The sequence below is a fragment of the Pseudomonas sivasensis genome, assembly GCF_013778505.1.
GTDB classification, from domain to species: Bacteria; Pseudomonadota; Gammaproteobacteria; order Pseudomonadales; family Pseudomonadaceae; genus Aquipseudomonas; species Aquipseudomonas sivasensis.
Genome location: NZ_JAAOWU010000015.1, coordinates 1 through 16,198 on the forward strand (window position 1 = coordinate 1; position 16,198 = coordinate 16,198).

A 16,198-nucleotide genomic window follows, 5' to 3' on the forward strand; every position below is an offset into this window, starting at 1 on the left:
AGGCCATGGCCCGTATGCGTAACGCCCTGGACGAAATCGTGGTTGATGGCATCAAGACCAACATCCCGCTGCATCGGGACCTGGTTCGTGATGAAGGCTTCTGCGAAGGTGGTGTGAACATTCACTACCTGGAACACAAACTGGCCAACCAGTAAGTGCTCCACCCAACAAAACCGCCTTCGGGCGGTTTTGTTGTTTCTGCACACCTGTTTTCCAGGATGCACACAGTCCAAATGTGGGAGGGGGCTTGCTCCCGATAGCGGTGGATCAGTTACAGATACTGAGGCTGGCACACTGCAATCGGGAGCAAGCCCCCTCCCACATTTGGTCCGCATTCACTCAGTAATGTCGTCTTATGCTGTTCGCTCGCGTAAACTTGCGCGCTTTCGCGACCTCGCTCGTCGCACACTCATTTTTTCAAAGGTGCCCGCCATGCCTTGGCTGCAAGTCCGTCTCGCCATCAGCCCAGAACAAGCCGAAACCTATGAAGACGCTTTCCTCGAAGTGGGCGCCGTCTCGGTGACCTTCATGGACGCCGAAGACCAACCGATCTTCGAACCGGAACTCAACACCACCCCGCTGTGGTCCCACACTCACCTGCTGGCCCTGTTCGAAGACGGCACCGATGCCGCCGCCGTGCTGGCCCATATGGAACTGCTCACCGGCGGCCCGCTGCCTGAGCATCACAGCGAAGTGATCGAAGACCAAGACTGGGAGCGCAGCTGGATGGATAACTTCCAGCCGATGCGTTTCGGTCAGCGTCTGTGGATCGTGCCGAGCTGGCATGCCGCCCCAGAGCCTGACGCGGTCAACCTGCTGCTCGACCCCGGCCTAGCGTTCGGCACCGGCACCCACCCCACCACCGCACTGTGCCTGGAATGGCTCGACGGCCAGGACCTGACGGACAGCAACGTGCTGGACTTCGGCTGCGGCTCGGGGATCCTGGCGATTGCCGCCCTGCTGCTGGGCGCAAAGGAAGCCGTGGGCACCGACATCGACGTGCAGGCTCTGGAAGCCTCCCGCGATAACGCCGGGCGCAACAACATTCCTGAAGGCAAATTCCCGCTCTACCTGCCTGAAGACCTGCCCCAGGTGCAGGCCGATGTGCTGGTGGCGAATATCCTCGCCGGGCCGCTGGTTTCCCTGGCACCGCAACTGTCGAGCCTAGTTAAGCCGGGTGGGCGTCTGGCGCTGTCGGGCATCCTTGCCGAGCAAGGCGAAGATGTCGCTGCCGCCTATGCCCAGGATTTCGAGCTGGATCCGATCGCTAACCGCGATGGCTGGGTACGCATCAGCGGGCGTCGGCGCTAGAATGAGCGCTTGCCTGAATCGGATGGCCGCATGACCGACAGTTTCGTCACCCAGTGCCCGCATTGCCAAACACGCTTTCGCGTCAACCACGCTCAATTGAGCGTGGCCCGTGGCGTTGTGCGCTGCGGCTCGTGCCTGCAAGTGTTCAACGCGGCTCGCCAGTTGCTGGAGCAGCGCGCCCATGCGCCGGAGCCTGAACAACCGGTGATCGCGCTGCCCCCTGAGGCACCGCGCGCCATCAGCCAAAAGCAATGGACCGCCGAAGAGCTGGACCTCGACAACCTGGACCTGGACGAAGAACTGGCCAAGCTGGAGCGCCGCGAGATTCAGCACACGCTGCCCGTGGGCGCGGAGCGTCGCCAACCGGGTGCCGAGCGCAGGCAGAAAGAAGACGCCCTTAGCGCCAGCCGCGAGACCGTCAAGGCCGAAGAAGAAAAATGGGCCGCCAGCCTGTTCAGCGAGCCGCCTGAAGAGCGCACCAACGTCTCGGAAGACGAACCGGAATCGACCAAAGTCCCAGCAACCAAGCAGCGCACCGAACCGTCCATGTCGCATCACATCGACACTATCGACGACGAAACGCCGTTGCGCGCTTCGCCCGATGATGACGACATCGACCCACCGTTCACCCCGCTCACCCAGTCAGCGGACGAACCGGAACCCGAAGAGCGTCCCCAGTTTCGCCGCAAACGCCCACGCCCCGAGGCCGGCGTTCACGACGACCTGCTTCAGGACCTCGAAGACGATCCGCTGCACCTGTATGCACAAAAACGCCCGCAGGGCTTGGGCCGCCGCCTGATCTGGATGCTGCTGGTGCTGATCGCCGCGGCCGGTCTGGCAGGCCAGTACATTGCCTACCAATTCGACGACCTGGCCCGCCAGGACGCTTACCGCCCATGGTTCCAGCAACTGTGCCCCACACTGGGCTGCACGGTGCCGTCACGGGTCGATATCGCCCATATTAAGAGCAGCAACCTGGTGGTGCGCAGCCACCCGGAATTCGCAGGAGCGCTGGTAGTGGATGCAATCATCTATAACCGCGCGACGTTCTCCCAGCCGTTTCCGCTGCTGGAGCTGCGTTTTGCCGACCTCAATGGCAGCCTGATTGCCAGTCGTCGCTTCAAACCCGCCGAATACCTCAGCGGCGAGTTGGCCGGTGTTAGCGAAATGCCATCTCAGACCCCGATCCATATCTCCTTGGACATCCTTGATCCGGGCAACAAAGCCGTGAATTACAGCCTGAGCTTCCACTCACCCGAGTGAGGCGACCCATGCGCCGAAGCTTGACGGTGGATTATTGACTCGGCGCCGCGCATCCAAACCGGTGGCGATAAAGAAATAACTGTTCAGATTTTATCCAATCCAGCCTTTATCCAGTCATCGAGAGCGGGTATCATGCCAACCCTTTTTCGAACTCTAATGATCCGGCCCCACAACAGGGAAGTCCTATGTCGGCGGTACGCATCGGCCCATATACATTGCAGAACGGCTTGATCCTCGCCCCAATGGCGGGCGTCACCGACCAGCCCTTTCGTCAGCTGTGCAAGCGTTTGGGCGCGGGTCTTGTAGTCTCGGAAATGGTCACCAGCGACATGAGCTTGTGGAACACCCGCAAATCGCGGATGCGCATGATCCACGAAGGTGATCCCGAGCCCCGCTCGGTACAGATCGCCGGCGGTGATGCGCAAATGCTGGCGGATGCGGCCCGAGCCAATGTGGAGTTGGGCGCACAGATTATCGACATCAACATGGGCTGCCCGGCCAAGAAGGTCTGCAACAAGGCCGCCGGTTCCGCACTATTGAAAGATGAGCAGTTGGTTGCCGAGATCCTGCAGGCCGTTGTCGCCGCAGTGGATGTGCCGGTAACCCTGAAGATTCGTACCGGCTGGGACCGGGACAACAAAAACGGCCTGACGGTGGCGAAGATCGCCGAACAGGCAGGCATTACAGCGCTGGCAGTGCATGGCCGCACACGCGCCGATCTATACACCGGTGAAGCCGAGTACGACACCATCGCCGCAATCAAGCAGGCAGTGTCGATGCCCGTGTTTGCCAATGGCGACATCGACTCAGCCGAAAAAGCCCGGCGCGTGCTGCACGCCACCGGTGCCGATGGTTTGTTGATTGGCCGGGCCGCCCAGGGGCGTCCATGGATTTTTCGTGAGATCGAACATTTTCTGCGCACCGGTGAAGTCTTGCCTGCGCCGGAGTTGGTCGAGGTGGAACGTATTCTGCTTGAGCATCTGGCTGCACTTCACACCTTCTATGGAGACGTGATGGGCGTGCGCATTGCTCGCAAGCATGTGGGTTGGTATCTCGCAACCCTGCCGGGCGCCAGGGAGTTTCGCGCCGGGTTCAATCGTTTGGATGAAACGCAAGCACAGGTCACCGCCGTTCGTGAGTTTTTTGCCGAGCGAGACAAGAGCCTGAGAGCAGGGGACGGAGAAGGGGTGGCCGCATGACGATGATGACCGAGACTTTAGTGAGTGGAACAACACCCGTGAGCGACAACGTCAATTTGAAACAGCACCTCAACACGCCGAGCGAAGAAGGCCAGACCCTTCGCGGGAGTGTCGAGAAGGCGCTGCATAATTATTTCGCCCACCTTGAGGGCGCTTCCGTCACGGACGTGTACAACCTGGTGCTCTCCGAAGTCGAGGCGCCCTTGCTCGAATGCGTGATGAACTACGTCAAGGGCAACCAGACCAAAGCCAGTGAGCTGCTGGGCCTCAACCGTGGCACCCTGCGTAAAAAGCTCAAACAATACGATTTGCTGTAAGCATTCAATCCAACCAGAAAGGCGCCCGCGTAAAACCGGTCGCCTTTTTTGCTGACTCCTTTGCTTTTGATGGAAATTGAAATGACCGACCAGACTACCCGCCTGCCGATCCGCCGCGCCTTGATCAGTGTCTCCGACAAGACCGGGATCCTCGAATTTGCCCGGGAGCTGGAAGCCCTGGGCGTGGAAATCCTCTCCACAGGCGGGACCTTCAAACTGCTGCAGGACAACGGCGTGGCCGCAGTAGAAGTCGCGGACTACACCGGTTTCGCAGAAATGATGGACGGTCGGGTCAAGACCCTGCATCCGAAAATCCACGGCGGCATCCTCGGCCGTCGCGGCATCGACGACGCCATCATGACCGAGCACGGCATCAAGCCGATTGACCTGGTAGCGGTTAACCTCTACCCGTTCGAAGCCACCATCAACAAGCCAGGCTGCGACCTGCCGACCGCCATCGAGAACATCGATATCGGCGGCCCGACCATGGTTCGTTCGGCAGCCAAGAACCACAAAGACGTGGCCATCGTGGTGAACGCCGGTGACTACGCCCAAGTACTGGAAAGCCTGAAAGCCGGCGGCCTGACCTACGCCCAGCGCTTCGACCTGATGCTCAAGGCGTTCGAACACACCGCCGCCTACGACGGCATGATCGCCAACTACATGGGCACCGTGAACCAGGCCGCCGAGACCTTGAGCACAGAAGGCCGCAGCCAGTTCCCGCGCACCTTCAACAGCCAGTTCATCAAGGCCCAGGAAATGCGCTACGGCGAGAACCCGCACCAGAGCGCGGCGTTCTACGTGGAAGCCAAACCTGCCGAAGTGGGTATCGCCACTGCGACCCAACTGCAAGGCAAAGAACTGTCCTACAACAACGTGGCCGACACCGACGCCGCGCTGGAATGCGTGAAGAGCTTCGTCAAGCCGGCCTGCGTGATCGTCAAGCACGCCAACCCATGTGGCGTGGCCGTGAGCCCGGACGCGGAAGGCGGCATCCGCCAGGCGTACGAACTGGCCTACGCCACCGACACCGAGTCGGCGTTCGGCGGCATCATTGCCTTCAACCGTGAACTGGACGCCGAGACCGCCAAGGCCATCGTCGAGCGTCAGTTCGTTGAAGTCATCATCGCCCCTTCCGTCAGCGAAGAAGCCCGCGCCATTGTGGCTGCCAAAGCTAACGTGCGTCTGTTGGCCTGCGGTGAGTGGTCGGCTGACCGCGCCGCAGCCTGGGACTACAAGCGCGTCAATGGCGGCTTGCTGGTACAGAGCCGCGACATCGGCATGATCGGCAGCGAAGACCTGAAAGTGGTGACCAAGCGCGCCCCTACCGAGCAAGAGATCAACGACCTGATCTTCGCCTGGAAAGTCGCCAAATACGTTAAATCCAACGCCATCGTCTACGCCAAGAACCGTCAGACCATCGGTGTCGGCGCTGGCCAGATGAGCCGCGTGAACTCGGCGCGTATCGCCGCGATCAAGGCTGAGCACGCTGGTTTGCAGGTTGTAGGTTCGGTGATGGCATCCGATGCGTTCTTCCCGTTCCGTGACGGCTTGGACAATGCAGCCAAGGCCGGCGTAACCGCCGTTATCCAACCGGGCGGATCGATGCGCGACGCAGAGGTTATCGCCGCTGCTGATGAAGCTGGCATCGCCATGGTCTTCACCGGCATGCGCCACTTCCGTCACTAAACACCACTGCTTTCCTACTGTAGGAGCGAGCGGGACGCCTAGTTCTTGCTCGCGAAAAGCCCGAGAACGCCACGGGGAGTCAGATGCCCCCCGTTATCGTTGACGATCTTCGCGAGCAAGAACTAAGCGTCACCCTCGCTCCTACAGAAAGCACAGCGTTTCACAGAGGTTTTTGAAATGAATGTTTTGATCATTGGCAGCGGTGGCCGTGAACACGCCCTGGCCTGGAAAGTTGCCCAGGACCCACGTGTCCAGAAAGTTTTCGTAGCACCCGGCAACGCCGGTACCGCCATTGAAGCCAAGTGCGAAAACGTCGCCATCGACGTGCTAGCCCTTGAGCAACTGGCCGACTTCGCCGAGAAAAACGTCTCCCTGACCATCGTCGGTCCGGAAGTCCCTCTGGTCGCCGGTGTTGTGGACCTGTTCCGCAGCCGTGGCCTGGACTGCTTCGGCCCTACCGCTGGCGCTGCCCAGTTGGAAGGTTCCAAAGCCTTCACCAAGGATTTCCTGGCACGCCACAAAATCCCGACCGCCGACTACCAGAACTTCACCGAGATCGAGCCGGCCCTGGCTTACCTGCGTGAAAAAGGTGCGCCAATCGTGATCAAGGCCGATGGCCTGGCCGCCGGTAAAGGCGTGATTGTCGCCATGACCCTGCAGGAAGCCGAAGACGCCGTGCGCGACATGCTCGCCGGTAATGCCTTTGGTGACGCCGGTTCGCGCGTTGTCATCGAGGAATTCCTTGATGGCGAAGAAGCCAGCTTTATCGTGATGGTCGATGGCAAGAACGTACTGCCGATGGCCACCAGCCAGGATCACAAGCGCGTCGGCGACGGCGACAGCGGTCCGAACACCGGCGGCATGGGCGCCTACTCCCCTGCCCCGGTGGTCACCAGCGAAGTGCATCAACGCGTGATGGACTTGGTGATCTGGCCGACCGTGCGTGGCATGGCCGATGAAGGCAATGTCTACACCGGTTTCCTCTACGCCGGTCTGATGATCGACAAGGCCGGTAACCCGAAAGTCATCGAGTTCAACTGCCGCTTCGGCGATCCGGAAACCCAACCGGTGATGCTGCGCCTGCAATCGAGCCTGGTGCTGCTGGTGGAAGCCGCCCTGGCTCAAGCCCTGGACAAGGTTGAAGCACAATGGGATCCACGCCCGAGCGTTGGCATTGTGCTGGCGGCCGGCGGTTACCCTGCCGACTACGCCAAGGGCGATATGATTGAAGGCCTCGACGCTGCCGCTTTGCTGGAAGGCAAGGTGTTCCATGCGGGCACCGCGCTCAAGGATGGCAAGGTTGTGACCGCCGGTGGCCGTGTACTGTGCGCCACGGCAATGGGTGCCAGTGTCGACGCTGCGCAGCAACAGGCTTATGCACTGGCCAAGAAGATCGACTGGAAAGGTTGCTTCTATCGCACGGACATCGGCTACCGCGCCATTGCCCGCGAGCGTGGCGAAACCCAGTAACACTAGCTATCCGTTCGGTTAGGCAAGGGCCCAAGGCCCTTGCCGTATAAGGCTGCCCCGCGCATAGTTAACCGTGCATCAACCTACGAAGGGATTTCGCCGTGCGCTGGCTCAGGATCGCCATAGGTTTCACTGTCAGTCTGCTGACGCTGCTCTGCTTGCTCCCGGCCCAGGCCGCCGCGCAAGGCAGTGGCTGGGTAGTATTGCTTGATGAACAGGCCGACCTGCAACTGAGCGACATCCGTTCGCCCCGCTACACCAATCAATTCAGCCCCATCGAACTGGACCGCGTTACTGCTGCGCAGCCGGACGGTGCGTTGTGGGTGCGGTTCAAGCTGCAACCCGGCAAGCACGAACAAGTGCTGCGGATATTCGCTCCGGACCTGTCGCACCTGAGCCTCTACGTGCTGGACGGCGACACACTGGTCGAGCAACAAAGCACCGGCACCCGCCAGCCCCAGTCGGAACGCCCGTTACCCAGCAGCGACTTCATGCTACCGATGCCCCAAAGCCAGAAACCTCTTGAGGTCTACCTGCGTCTGGTGTCGGAACACGAACTTCGCCCCTATATCACCCTGGAACCGGCCGTGCTGGTCGCCGCCGACCAGACCCAGACGCTGATCTACGGCCTGCTGTTCGGCTGTCTGTTGATGCTGATCCTGCACAACCTCACACGCTTCGCTTACCACCGCTCGCGCAGCAGTCTATGGCTGGCAGCATCCGAACTGTTGTTGATGCTCAGCCTGGCGCTGCTGCTCAACCTGGTGGGCCCATGGCTGCCGAATTGGCACGGGATTCAGACCCCTGGCGCCTACCTGGCCCTGCTGCTGACCGCACCGTGCGGGCTGATGTTCGCCTATCGTTTCTTCATGCCCCTGGGTCCACACCCGCTGAACAAATTGTTGATGGCCGATATCCTGTTTATCGTGCTGTGTGGCCTGCTGTTGTTGTTCGTCAACACCCTGCCGCTGAACATCATGACCTACGCGCTGGTGGCGCTGGCGGGCCTGAGCATGCTGTTTGTCTCGTCATATCACTGGCAGAAAGGCTACCGCCCGGCACGCTTGTTCGTAGCCGGCATGGTGGTGTTCAACATCGGCACGCTGATTATCCTCCCCGCGTTGCTGGGTCTGACGATGGTGTCGCCCCAGGGGTTGATCATCACGCTGCTGGCGTTCATCTGCCTCAGCGGTCTGTTGATGAGCCTGGCCATGGGCGAGCGCCAGCGCGCGATTGTTGAGGCTCGCTTCAGCCTCAGTCGCGACCTGGCCGCCAGCAACGCCGAGATTGCCGCCAAGGCCGAGTTCCTGGCCAAGATCAGCCACGAAATCCGTACCCCCATGAACGGCGTGCTGGGCATGACCGAGTTGCTGCTGGGCACGCCGTTGTCGGTGAAGCAGCGCGACTACGTGCAGACCATCCACAGCGCCGGCAACGAGTTGCTCACACTGATCAACGAAATCCTCGATATCTCCAAGCTCGAATCCGGCCAGATCGAGTTGGATGACGTGCAGTTCGATCTCAATGCCCTGATTGATGACTGCCTGAGCATCTTCCGCGCCAAGGCCGAGCAGCAGAATGTCGAGTTGATCAGCTTTATCCAGCCCCAAGTGCCGCGCGTCATCAGCGGTGACCCCACACGCCTGCGCCAGGCGCTGCTGAGCCTGCTGGAAAACGCCCTGCACAAGACCGATGAAGGCGAAGTGCTGATCGTCGTTGCCCTGGACGACCGCAGCACCAAGCCACGCCTGCGCATTGCCGTGCAGGACAGCGGCCTGCCGATGGAGGCCGCCGAGCGCGACGCGCTGCTGCACAGCGAACTGCACAGCAAGAACTTCCTCTCGGCCACTCGCCTGAGCGGCCACTTGGGCCTGGTGATCGCACGCCAACTGATCATGCTGATGAACGGCGAGTTCGGCATCAAGAGTGGCAGCCATCAAGGCAGCACATTGTGGCTGACCCTGCCGCTGGACCCGGAACGCCTGGAACACCCTACCTCCGACCTCGATGGCCCGCTCAAGGGCGCGCGCGTGTTGGTGGTGGACGACAACGACACCTGCCGCAAAGTGCTGGTGCAGCAGTGCACGGCCTGGGGCCTGAACGTCAGCGCGGTGCCATCGGGCAAGGAAGCCCTGGCATTGCTGCGCACCAAGGCGCACCTGCGTGATTACTTCGACGTGGTGCTGCTGGACCAGAACATGCCCGGCATGACCGGCATGCAACTGGCGGCGAAGATCAAGGAAGACCCGAGCCTGAATCACGACATTCTGCTGATTATGCTCACCGGCATCAGCAACGCGCCAAGCAAGGTCATCGCGCGCAACTGTGGGATCAAACGCATCCTCGCCAAGCCGGTCGCCGGCTACACGCTCAAGACCACCCTGGCCGATGAACTGACTCAACGCAGCAAAGGCGGCGTGCAGCCTCGCCCAGTGTTGAACGCCCCGGCTGCGGTGATCGTACCGAGCGATTTCAAAATCCTGGTGGCCGAAGACAACAGCATCTCAACCAAAGTGATTCGCGGCATGCTCGGCAAACTCAACCTCAACCCGGACACCGCCAGCAACGGCGAAGAAGCGCTGGAAGCGATGAAGGCCCAGCGCTACGACCTGGTGTTGATGGACTGTGAAATGCCGGTCCTCGATGGCTTCTCGGCCACCCAGCAGCTGCGTGCGTGGGAAGTCAGCCACCAGCGCATTCGCACACCGGTAGTGGCGCTCACGGCGCATATCCTCTCGGAACACAAAGAACGCGCACGCCAGGCAGGGATGGATGGGCATATGGCCAAGCCGGTGGAATTGTCGCAGCTGCGTGAGCTGGTGGAGTTTTGGGTGGCACAGCGTCAGCAGCGGGCGGAACACAGCACGGTTTCATGATCTGGAATGCAATGCCAATGTAGGTGGGGGCTTGCCCCCGATGGCGGTGGTTCAGTGACAGGTAATCTGACTGTTACACCGCCATCGGGAGCAAGCCCCCTCCCACATTTGAAGCCTATCGCCTGATAGACTCTCCCCCACTTTTCCTGCCGCGAGCCACTCCCCATGCTCCACGTGTTATTCAGCGTCTACCTGAAAATGCTGGTGCTCTACAGCCCGTTCTTCGTGCTGTCCTGCTTTATCAGCCTGACCCGTGGCTACTCCAGCAAAGAGCGCCGACGCCTGGCCTGGAAAGTGGCGCTGGCGACCCTGGTGTCGAGCGTATTGCTCTATCTGTTCGGCCGGGTGATTTTCAGTGTGTTCGGCATCACCGTGGATGCGTTTCGCATCGGTGCCGGCAGTGTGTTGTTTATTTCGGCCCTGGGCATGGCCCAAGGCAAGTCAGCGGTGCAGACCGACAACGTGCAGCAGGACGTGACCATCGTGCCGCTGACCATTCCCCTCACCGTCGGCCCCGGCACTATCGGTGCGTTGCTGGTGATGGGCGTCAGCCAGCCCCATTGGGATGACAAGATCACTGCCATCCTCAGCATCGCCCTGGCCAGCTTCACCGTTGGCGTGGTGCTGTACCTGTCCAACCGTATTGAACGCATTCTCGGTGACCAGGGCTTGCAGATTGTCAGCCGGTTGATGGGGTTGTTCGTGTGCGCCCTCGCCGCGCAAATTATCTTTACCGGCGTGCGTGGTTATCTGGTGCCCTAAATCCGGTACTTGGCAATTGCCAACTGCACTTTGTCGCCCGCACTCTCGCGCATCAATTGGATGGTTTTTTCGTTGACCACCGAGGTATTCAGCACCAAGCAGGTTTGCCCGCTGAAGGCCTCGACCGAGGAGCTGTCCCATTCAAGGAACGGCAACCCCACCTGCTTACTCACGCTCTGAGTGCTGTAAGTCACCAGCACCATTGTCAATTCGCCGTCCGCTTCTACGCAGGACGCCAGGCCGAAATCACCGCCCTGGTGCATCGTACTGTTGCGTTTGAACAGCTCAAAGGACGCCGGTTGTTGCTTCATGGCCTCCAACGCATCGGCCGCCAGTTTAGGCAGCGCCGTGATCAATGGTCCCGAAACCGACATCGATGCCAGCATCGTGGCGATGATATTCAGGGCCGCCAACTGCACCGACAAACCCTTGCCCGAATGTGAGACCCGCTCGAAACGGCTGCGCACCGGCAGCCAACCCAGGCTGATCATCACCTTGATAAATTCGTCGTACCAGGCCTCGGTACCTCGGTGAATCTTCAATACATCGCTGACGTAGCTGCTGGCCAACAAATAGCTTTTGCGGATGTATTCCCGGCTCAGGCCGGACAGCCCCTCGGCAAACGACATGACGCTGTTGTTCACCACGGCAGCGTTGCAATCATCCTCGGCATTGATCGCCAGGGACGGCTGCTTGCCCGGCGCACCCGGCAGTTTGTAGGCGGCGATCAACTTGCGCCTTTTCGTACTGTTGATCCTTTTGTGTTGTCGCTCCATTTCAGTTCTCCACAAGCACCCCACATGGGGCTTGCTTGAACACTAGTCCAGGGGGCGATGGGCTTTCCAGACGACAAACATCCCTTGGCCAGACACGCCAACCAACCCACCCCAGCAATCACGCGGTGGCCCCGTGAGCGCTCGGTTTTTCCTCGTGTAAAAAAGAAAAAGCCCCGAACAACAGCAGAACAATCACTGCGTCATTCGGAGCTTTCCAGCAGCCAAAAGGCCGTTTCAGGAGACGGGTTTTTCGCCGTACCAGCGAGGCGTATATACCCACTCACCACCACTGGCACGGGGGAATGTGCAGGTGGTGGACGAGCCGATCAGCACCATGGTGCGCATGTCCACTTGGTCAGGCGTGAGTTGCCCAAGGGTGGTGACACGCAATGTCTGGCCCGGCCGGCCGATATCGCGGCCCAGCACCACCGGTGTTTGCGGCGTACGGTGCAGCGCGACGATTTCCAGGGCGCGGCCCAACTGCCACGGGCGTGACCGCGAGATCGGGTTATAGAACGCCAGGGCCAGGTCGGCCTGGGAAGCCAGATCCAGGCGTTTCTCGATGATCGACCACGGCTTGAGGTTGTCCGACAGCGACATGACGCAGAAATCATGGCCCAACGGCGCACCCGCCTGAGCTGCGGTGGCCAGAGAGGCCGAGACACCGGGCAGGATTTCCAGGTCGACCTGATGCCAGGCAGGGTCGCTGGACTCGTGCAACGCCTCGATCACCGCCGCCGCCATGGCGAACACGCCAGGGTCACCGGACGACACCACCACCACCGAACGCCCTTGGGCGGCCAGCTCGAAGGCATGGCGCGCGCGCTGCATTTCTTCGCGATTGTCGGTGCAGTGCTGAACCTGATCGGCGCGAAATGGCCCGGCCATGCGCACGTAGGTTTCATAGCCCAGCACATCGGTGCAACGTGCCAGTTCGGCTTTCACCGCCGGCACCATCAATTCGGCGGCGCCGGGGCCCAGGCCGATCACGGCAAGGCGGCCACGCGGGCGGCCAACGCGCGGCAGGTCTAACGGCTGCTCGGCAACGTCAATCACGATGTCGGCATCCTGGATAACCCTGGTGAAACGCAACGGCACTCCCAATGCCGATGCGGCTTCATGCAGCGACGCCTCGGCCATCTGCGTGTCGCTGGCCAGCAGGCACGCCAGGGATTGCACGGCGATGCCGGCATCATGCAAAGCCCCTCGCACTCGCGCAGCCAAATCCGCACCCGGCTTGCAGGTGACAGATACCGTCTTCGGATAGATCAGCAATTCATTGGCCGCCGGCACGCGCTCGGCAGTGCCCACGTGAATCGCCAAACGGGCTTGCTGGTCTTGCGGCAAATTCGCTTGATCCAGCCACGGCGCCGCGCCTTCGATACGCACGCGTTCGCCGGCCAGCAGGTCGGACACGAAGCGCTTGCCCAGCTCCAGATCCGCCAGTTCATAACCCGCAGGCGGGTTGAGCAAACAAGTGCCGAAACGCAGCTCGCCACTGGTGGTGATCGCAGCCGCCACGTTGAGTGCGGCCGCGATGTCCCGCGCCATCACGTTCACACCGCCCAGGCCACCGAGCAACGGCACCACGGCGCTGCCATCTTCCGCCACGGCCAGCACGGCAGGTTCTTCGCCTTTTTCCAGCAGCAGCGGCGCCAGGGTGCGGATCACGATACCGGCGGCGCACAGGGCAATCAGCGGCGTGCCTTGCTGATACAACTGACGCAAGGTGGCGCCGAATTCGCTATAAGCCTGGTCCGCACCTTCAACCCGTCCGGCCAAGCCGTGGATCACTGCGCCGGGGTACACCTGCTGGATCTTGCGCGCGGTCGCCAGGCTGCCCTGGCCGAGGATGACAATTGCCGGATTTATCACCCTTGCCACCGTTCACCGGGCACGATGATCAGCGAGAAGTACGGTGAGGACGACGGGTCAACCTGATCCAGTGGCACGATCTTCTGGTTGGCCATGGTGGCGCGCTCCACATACAACGCGCGCTCGGCCAGGCCGAGTTCTTCCAACACTTGGCGCACCTTGGGGAAGTTGCGGCCCAGTTTCATGATCACCGCCGCGTCGGCATCCGCCAGGCGGCGCTTGAGGTCTTCATGGGGCAGCACACCCGAGAGCACCGACAGGCTCTGGTTGCGGTACACCAACGGCGCGCCCAGCACGGACGCGCCACCGAGCATCGAGCACACCCCCGGAATGACCTGCGCTTCGTAGCGCTCGGCCAAACGGTCGTGCAGGTACATGTAGGAGCCGTAGAAGAACGGATCGCCTTCGCAGATCACCGCCACATCGCGGCCGGCGTCCAGGTGCGCGGCCACGTCGATGCTGGCGGTGTCGTAGAAATCGCTGATCACTTGCTCGTAGGACAGCGGCGCCGGCAGTGCCTCGGTGGTCACCGGGTACACCAGCGGCATCAGGGTCTGTTGCGGCACCAAGTGGTCCTCGATGATGCCGAACGCGTTGCCCTTCTTGCCCTTGGCGACGAAGTACGCCACCACTGGCGATTCACGCAGCAGGCGCAGGGCCTTGAGGGTGATCAGCTCCGGGTCGCCGGGGCCGACGCCCAGACCGATCAAACGTCCGCGTGCCTGCATTATTCGACCTCCGTGGCGAGTGCATTGACCGCCGCAGCGGCCATGGCGCTGCCGCCCAGGCGGCCTTGCATGATCACGAACGGCACACCACGGCTGTCAGCGGCCAGCATCGCCTTGGATTCGGCAGCACCGACAAAACCCACGGGGAAACCGAGGATCAACGCCGGTTTCGGTGCGCCGGCGTCGAGCATTTCCAGCAGGTAGAACAACGCGGTCGGCGCGTTGCCGATCACCACCACGCTGCCTTCCAGGTGCGGGCGCCACAGCTCCAGGGCAGCGGCGGAACGGGTGTTGCCCAGCTCGCGCGCCAGTTGCGGCACGCTGTCATCGCGTAGGGTGCAGATCACCTCGTTGTTGGCCGGCAGGCGCGCGCGGGTCACGCCTTCGGAGACCATCCGCGCATCACACAGAATCGGCGCGCCAGCGGCCAGCGCATCGCGCCCGGCCTTGCCGGCGCCTTCGGAGAATTGCAGGCCGTCGATGGCGTCGACCATGCCGCAGGCATGAATCACCCGCACCGCGAGTTTTTCCAAATCAGCCGGGATACGGTCCAACTTGGCTTCCGCGCGAATAATGGCGAAGGAGTTGCGATAGATCTCCTGACCGTCGCGGATGTAATCAATCATCGGTGTTGCTCCGTGGACGAGCGCGCAACAGGGCGCTCGCCGCTTCAATGGAAAGAGTGCGCGCGTGCAGCCGGCCGAAACCTGGGTGGGCTGCATCGCGAAAATAGAGGTCGTAGTGGCCGGGGCTCACCGCCAGCAAGGTGACCGGCGCAGTGTGCGCGGCGGCGCAGGAGCGCGGGCAGCCGGTCAGGTGCACGTCATGGTCGAGTTGCTGCGCAGCCAGTTGCAGGGCATCGGCCTTGGTATCGGCCAGGGCCTTGGCGCAGCCGCTGGAACCGGTGCAGGCGGTCAGGCGCGCCAGCGGTTGGTCGATGGTGCAAAGAAAGCCCAACTGCGCCAAGCGCTCGGTCACGGCGTGAGGTTTTTCGACGTTGGGCAACAGCACGCCTTGCCAGGGGGTGAAGCGCAAGGTGCCGTCGCCATAGTCGCGGGCGAGTTGTGCGGCGCCCTTGAGCATCGTCGAATCCAGGCGACCCAAGGGCGCGATAGCAGCGACATAGAACTGATTTTTTTGAGGCTGTGGATAAGTGCCAAGGTGCAGTAAAGCGCCACTGGGCGGGCGTTTGAAGCCATCGATCGGCAGCAGCGGCAGGCGCAGATGGCTCAGTAAGTTATCCACAGGCAAATGGCGCATGCGTGTTTGTTCTGGGGTGGCCAGGTCGAGAAAGGCTTCCAGCACGGCCACCACCAGCGCGTGGCCCTGATCCAATGGCACAGCTGCCAATGGCGCATCCAGGCCCGGACAGCCGGCCAGACCGAACGCGAGCAGCGTCTCGCCATCGCGTAGGAACGCCGACAGCCACAGATCGTGATGATGTTCGAGCATCGCCAGATCCTCACCGCCATCCAACTGCACGGCGAACTTCGCCGACAACTCATGGAAACGCGGGTGGTTTTGCAGGGTGGCGAGGATCTGCTCGGCCAGCGGGCGGGTGTCGAACAGCATCTGCGGGTCGATGCCGGCGCTGGGGCTGAGCATCAGATTGCGCACATCGTCACCGGCGGCGTTGCTCGGGCCGAGGCCTGCGGCCAGCAGCATGGCAATCAGCGCATCCTGCTCGGCGCCGATCCCGCGTATTTGCAGATTGGCGCGGTTGGTCGCCTCGATCACCCCGCCGGCATAGGCCTGGGCGGCATCGGCCACAGCGTCGGCTTGGGCTGAGGTGATCGAACCACCGGCCAATTTGATCCGGCAGATACCGCCATCCAAGGCCTGGACGATACGCAGCAACCCCGGACAAGCCGAGGGGCGCAAGGTATTCAGAGCGGGCGTTGGGTTCACGGGGCTACCGGTTCACAGGTAAAG

General features: G+C 61.6%; 13 protein-coding genes and 1 pseudogene. 9 read left to right on the plus strand and 5 right to left on the minus strand.

Annotated features, from left to right (window positions below):
- The 9 genes and pseudogenes from G9Q84_RS21600 to G9Q84_RS21640 all read left to right on the plus strand — a co-directional run.
- Window positions 1–155, plus strand: a pseudogene (locus tag G9Q84_RS21600) (acetyl-CoA carboxylase biotin carboxylase subunit); the annotation flags it as partial.
- 277 nt (window positions 156–432) lie between these two features.
- Window positions 433–1,311 (plus strand): 50S ribosomal protein L11 methyltransferase, encoded by an 879-nt coding sequence (gene prmA, locus G9Q84_RS21605; RefSeq protein WP_032890627.1) that lies wholly within the window; start codon window positions 433–435, stop codon window positions 1,309–1,311.
- A 30-nt stretch (window positions 1,312–1,341) separates the two neighbouring features.
- Window positions 1,342–2,574, plus strand: a complete 1,233-nt coding sequence (locus tag G9Q84_RS21610) for a DUF3426 domain-containing protein (protein ID WP_032890625.1) — start codon at window positions 1,342–1,344, stop codon at window positions 2,572–2,574.
- A gap of 185 nt (window positions 2,575–2,759) precedes the next feature.
- Window positions 2,760–3,773, plus strand: coding sequence for a tRNA dihydrouridine synthase DusB (gene dusB, locus G9Q84_RS21615; protein ID WP_017527884.1), 1,014 nt, complete (start codon window positions 2,760–2,762; stop codon window positions 3,771–3,773).
- Window positions 3,770–4,090, plus strand: a complete 321-nt coding sequence (fis, locus tag G9Q84_RS21620) for a DNA-binding transcriptional regulator Fis (RefSeq protein ID WP_032890623.1) — start codon at window positions 3,770–3,772, stop codon at window positions 4,088–4,090. The genes dusB and fis overlap by 4 nt, the downstream gene beginning before the upstream one ends.
- Before the next feature lie 81 nt (window positions 4,091–4,171).
- Entirely contained in the window at window positions 4,172–5,779 is a 1,608-nt protein-coding gene (gene purH, locus G9Q84_RS21625) for a bifunctional phosphoribosylaminoimidazolecarboxamide formyltransferase/IMP cyclohydrolase (RefSeq protein WP_032890621.1), read from the plus strand.
- A gap of 177 nt (window positions 5,780–5,956) precedes the next feature.
- A complete protein-coding gene (gene purD / locus G9Q84_RS21630) occupies window positions 5,957–7,249 on the plus strand; it encodes a phosphoribosylamine--glycine ligase (RefSeq protein WP_181644075.1) in 1,293 nt (430 codons plus the stop codon).
- A gap of 101 nt (window positions 7,250–7,350) precedes the next feature.
- Complete coding sequence (locus tag G9Q84_RS21635) at window positions 7,351–10,125, plus strand: response regulator (RefSeq protein WP_181644076.1); 2,775 nt, start codon at window positions 7,351–7,353, stop codon at window positions 10,123–10,125.
- Between the two features lie 165 nt (window positions 10,126–10,290).
- Window positions 10,291–10,887: a MarC family protein gene (locus G9Q84_RS21640; protein ID WP_032890615.1), complete on the plus strand. Its 597-nt coding sequence runs from the start codon at window positions 10,291–10,293 to the stop codon at window positions 10,885–10,887.
- On the opposite strand, the gene G9Q84_RS21645 is transcribed toward G9Q84_RS21640, so the two are convergent.
- From G9Q84_RS21645 to cobG, 5 genes are all read right to left on the minus strand, one after another.
- Window positions 10,884–11,663: a hypothetical protein gene (locus G9Q84_RS21645; RefSeq protein ID WP_122764172.1), complete on the minus strand. Its 780-nt coding sequence runs from the start codon at window positions 11,661–11,663 to the stop codon at window positions 10,884–10,886. The two genes, G9Q84_RS21640 and G9Q84_RS21645, sit on opposite strands and share 4 nt — an antisense overlap.
- Before the next feature lie 234 nt (window positions 11,664–11,897).
- The gene (gene cobJ / locus G9Q84_RS21650) at window positions 11,898–13,535 is read right to left on the minus strand and encodes a precorrin-3B C(17)-methyltransferase (RefSeq protein WP_181644109.1); all 1,638 of its coding nucleotides are present in this window, start codon (window positions 13,533–13,535) and stop codon (window positions 11,898–11,900) included.
- On the minus strand, window positions 13,535–14,266 hold the full coding sequence (locus G9Q84_RS21655) for a precorrin-2 C(20)-methyltransferase (protein WP_032890609.1): 732 nt from the start codon (window positions 14,264–14,266) through the stop codon (window positions 13,535–13,537). The genes cobJ and G9Q84_RS21655 overlap by 1 nt, the downstream gene beginning before the upstream one ends.
- Window positions 14,266–14,892, minus strand: a complete 627-nt coding sequence (locus G9Q84_RS21660) for a precorrin-8X methylmutase (protein WP_032890608.1) — start codon at window positions 14,890–14,892, stop codon at window positions 14,266–14,268. The genes G9Q84_RS21655 and G9Q84_RS21660 overlap by 1 nt, the downstream gene beginning before the upstream one ends.
- Window positions 14,885–16,174, minus strand: coding sequence for a precorrin-3B synthase (gene cobG / locus G9Q84_RS21665; RefSeq protein WP_286819368.1), 1,290 nt, complete (start codon window positions 16,172–16,174; stop codon window positions 14,885–14,887). The genes G9Q84_RS21660 and cobG overlap by 8 nt, the downstream gene beginning before the upstream one ends.
- Window positions 16,175–16,198 lie beyond the last annotated feature (24 nt).

Bases quoted from the DNA above. Each gene is read 5' to 3' on its own strand.
- prmA (WP_032890627.1), top strand. From the start codon at position 433: ATGCCTTGGCTGCAAGTCCGTCTCGCCATCAGCCCAGAACAAGCCGAA.
- G9Q84_RS21610 (WP_032890625.1), top strand. From the start codon at position 1,342: ATGACCGACAGTTTCGTCACCCAGTGCCCGCATTGCCAAACACGCTTT.
- dusB (WP_017527884.1), top strand. From the start codon at position 2,760: ATGTCGGCGGTACGCATCGGCCCATATACATTGCAGAACGGCTTGATC.
- fis (WP_032890623.1), top strand. From the start codon at position 3,770: ATGACGATGATGACCGAGACTTTAGTGAGTGGAACAACACCCGTGAGC.
- purH (WP_032890621.1), top strand. From the start codon at position 4,172: ATGACCGACCAGACTACCCGCCTGCCGATCCGCCGCGCCTTGATCAGT.
- purD (WP_181644075.1), top strand. From the start codon at position 5,957: ATGAATGTTTTGATCATTGGCAGCGGTGGCCGTGAACACGCCCTGGCC.
- G9Q84_RS21640 (WP_032890615.1), top strand. From the start codon at position 10,291: ATGCTCCACGTGTTATTCAGCGTCTACCTGAAAATGCTGGTGCTCTAC.
- G9Q84_RS21645 (WP_122764172.1), bottom strand. From the start codon at position 11,663: ATGGAGCGACAACACAAAAGGATCAACAGTACGAAAAGGCGCAAGTTG.
- G9Q84_RS21655 (WP_032890609.1), bottom strand. From the start codon at position 14,266: ATGCAGGCACGCGGACGTTTGATCGGTCTGGGCGTCGGCCCCGGCGAC.
- G9Q84_RS21660 (WP_032890608.1), bottom strand. From the start codon at position 14,892: ATGATTGATTACATCCGCGACGGTCAGGAGATCTATCGCAACTCCTTC.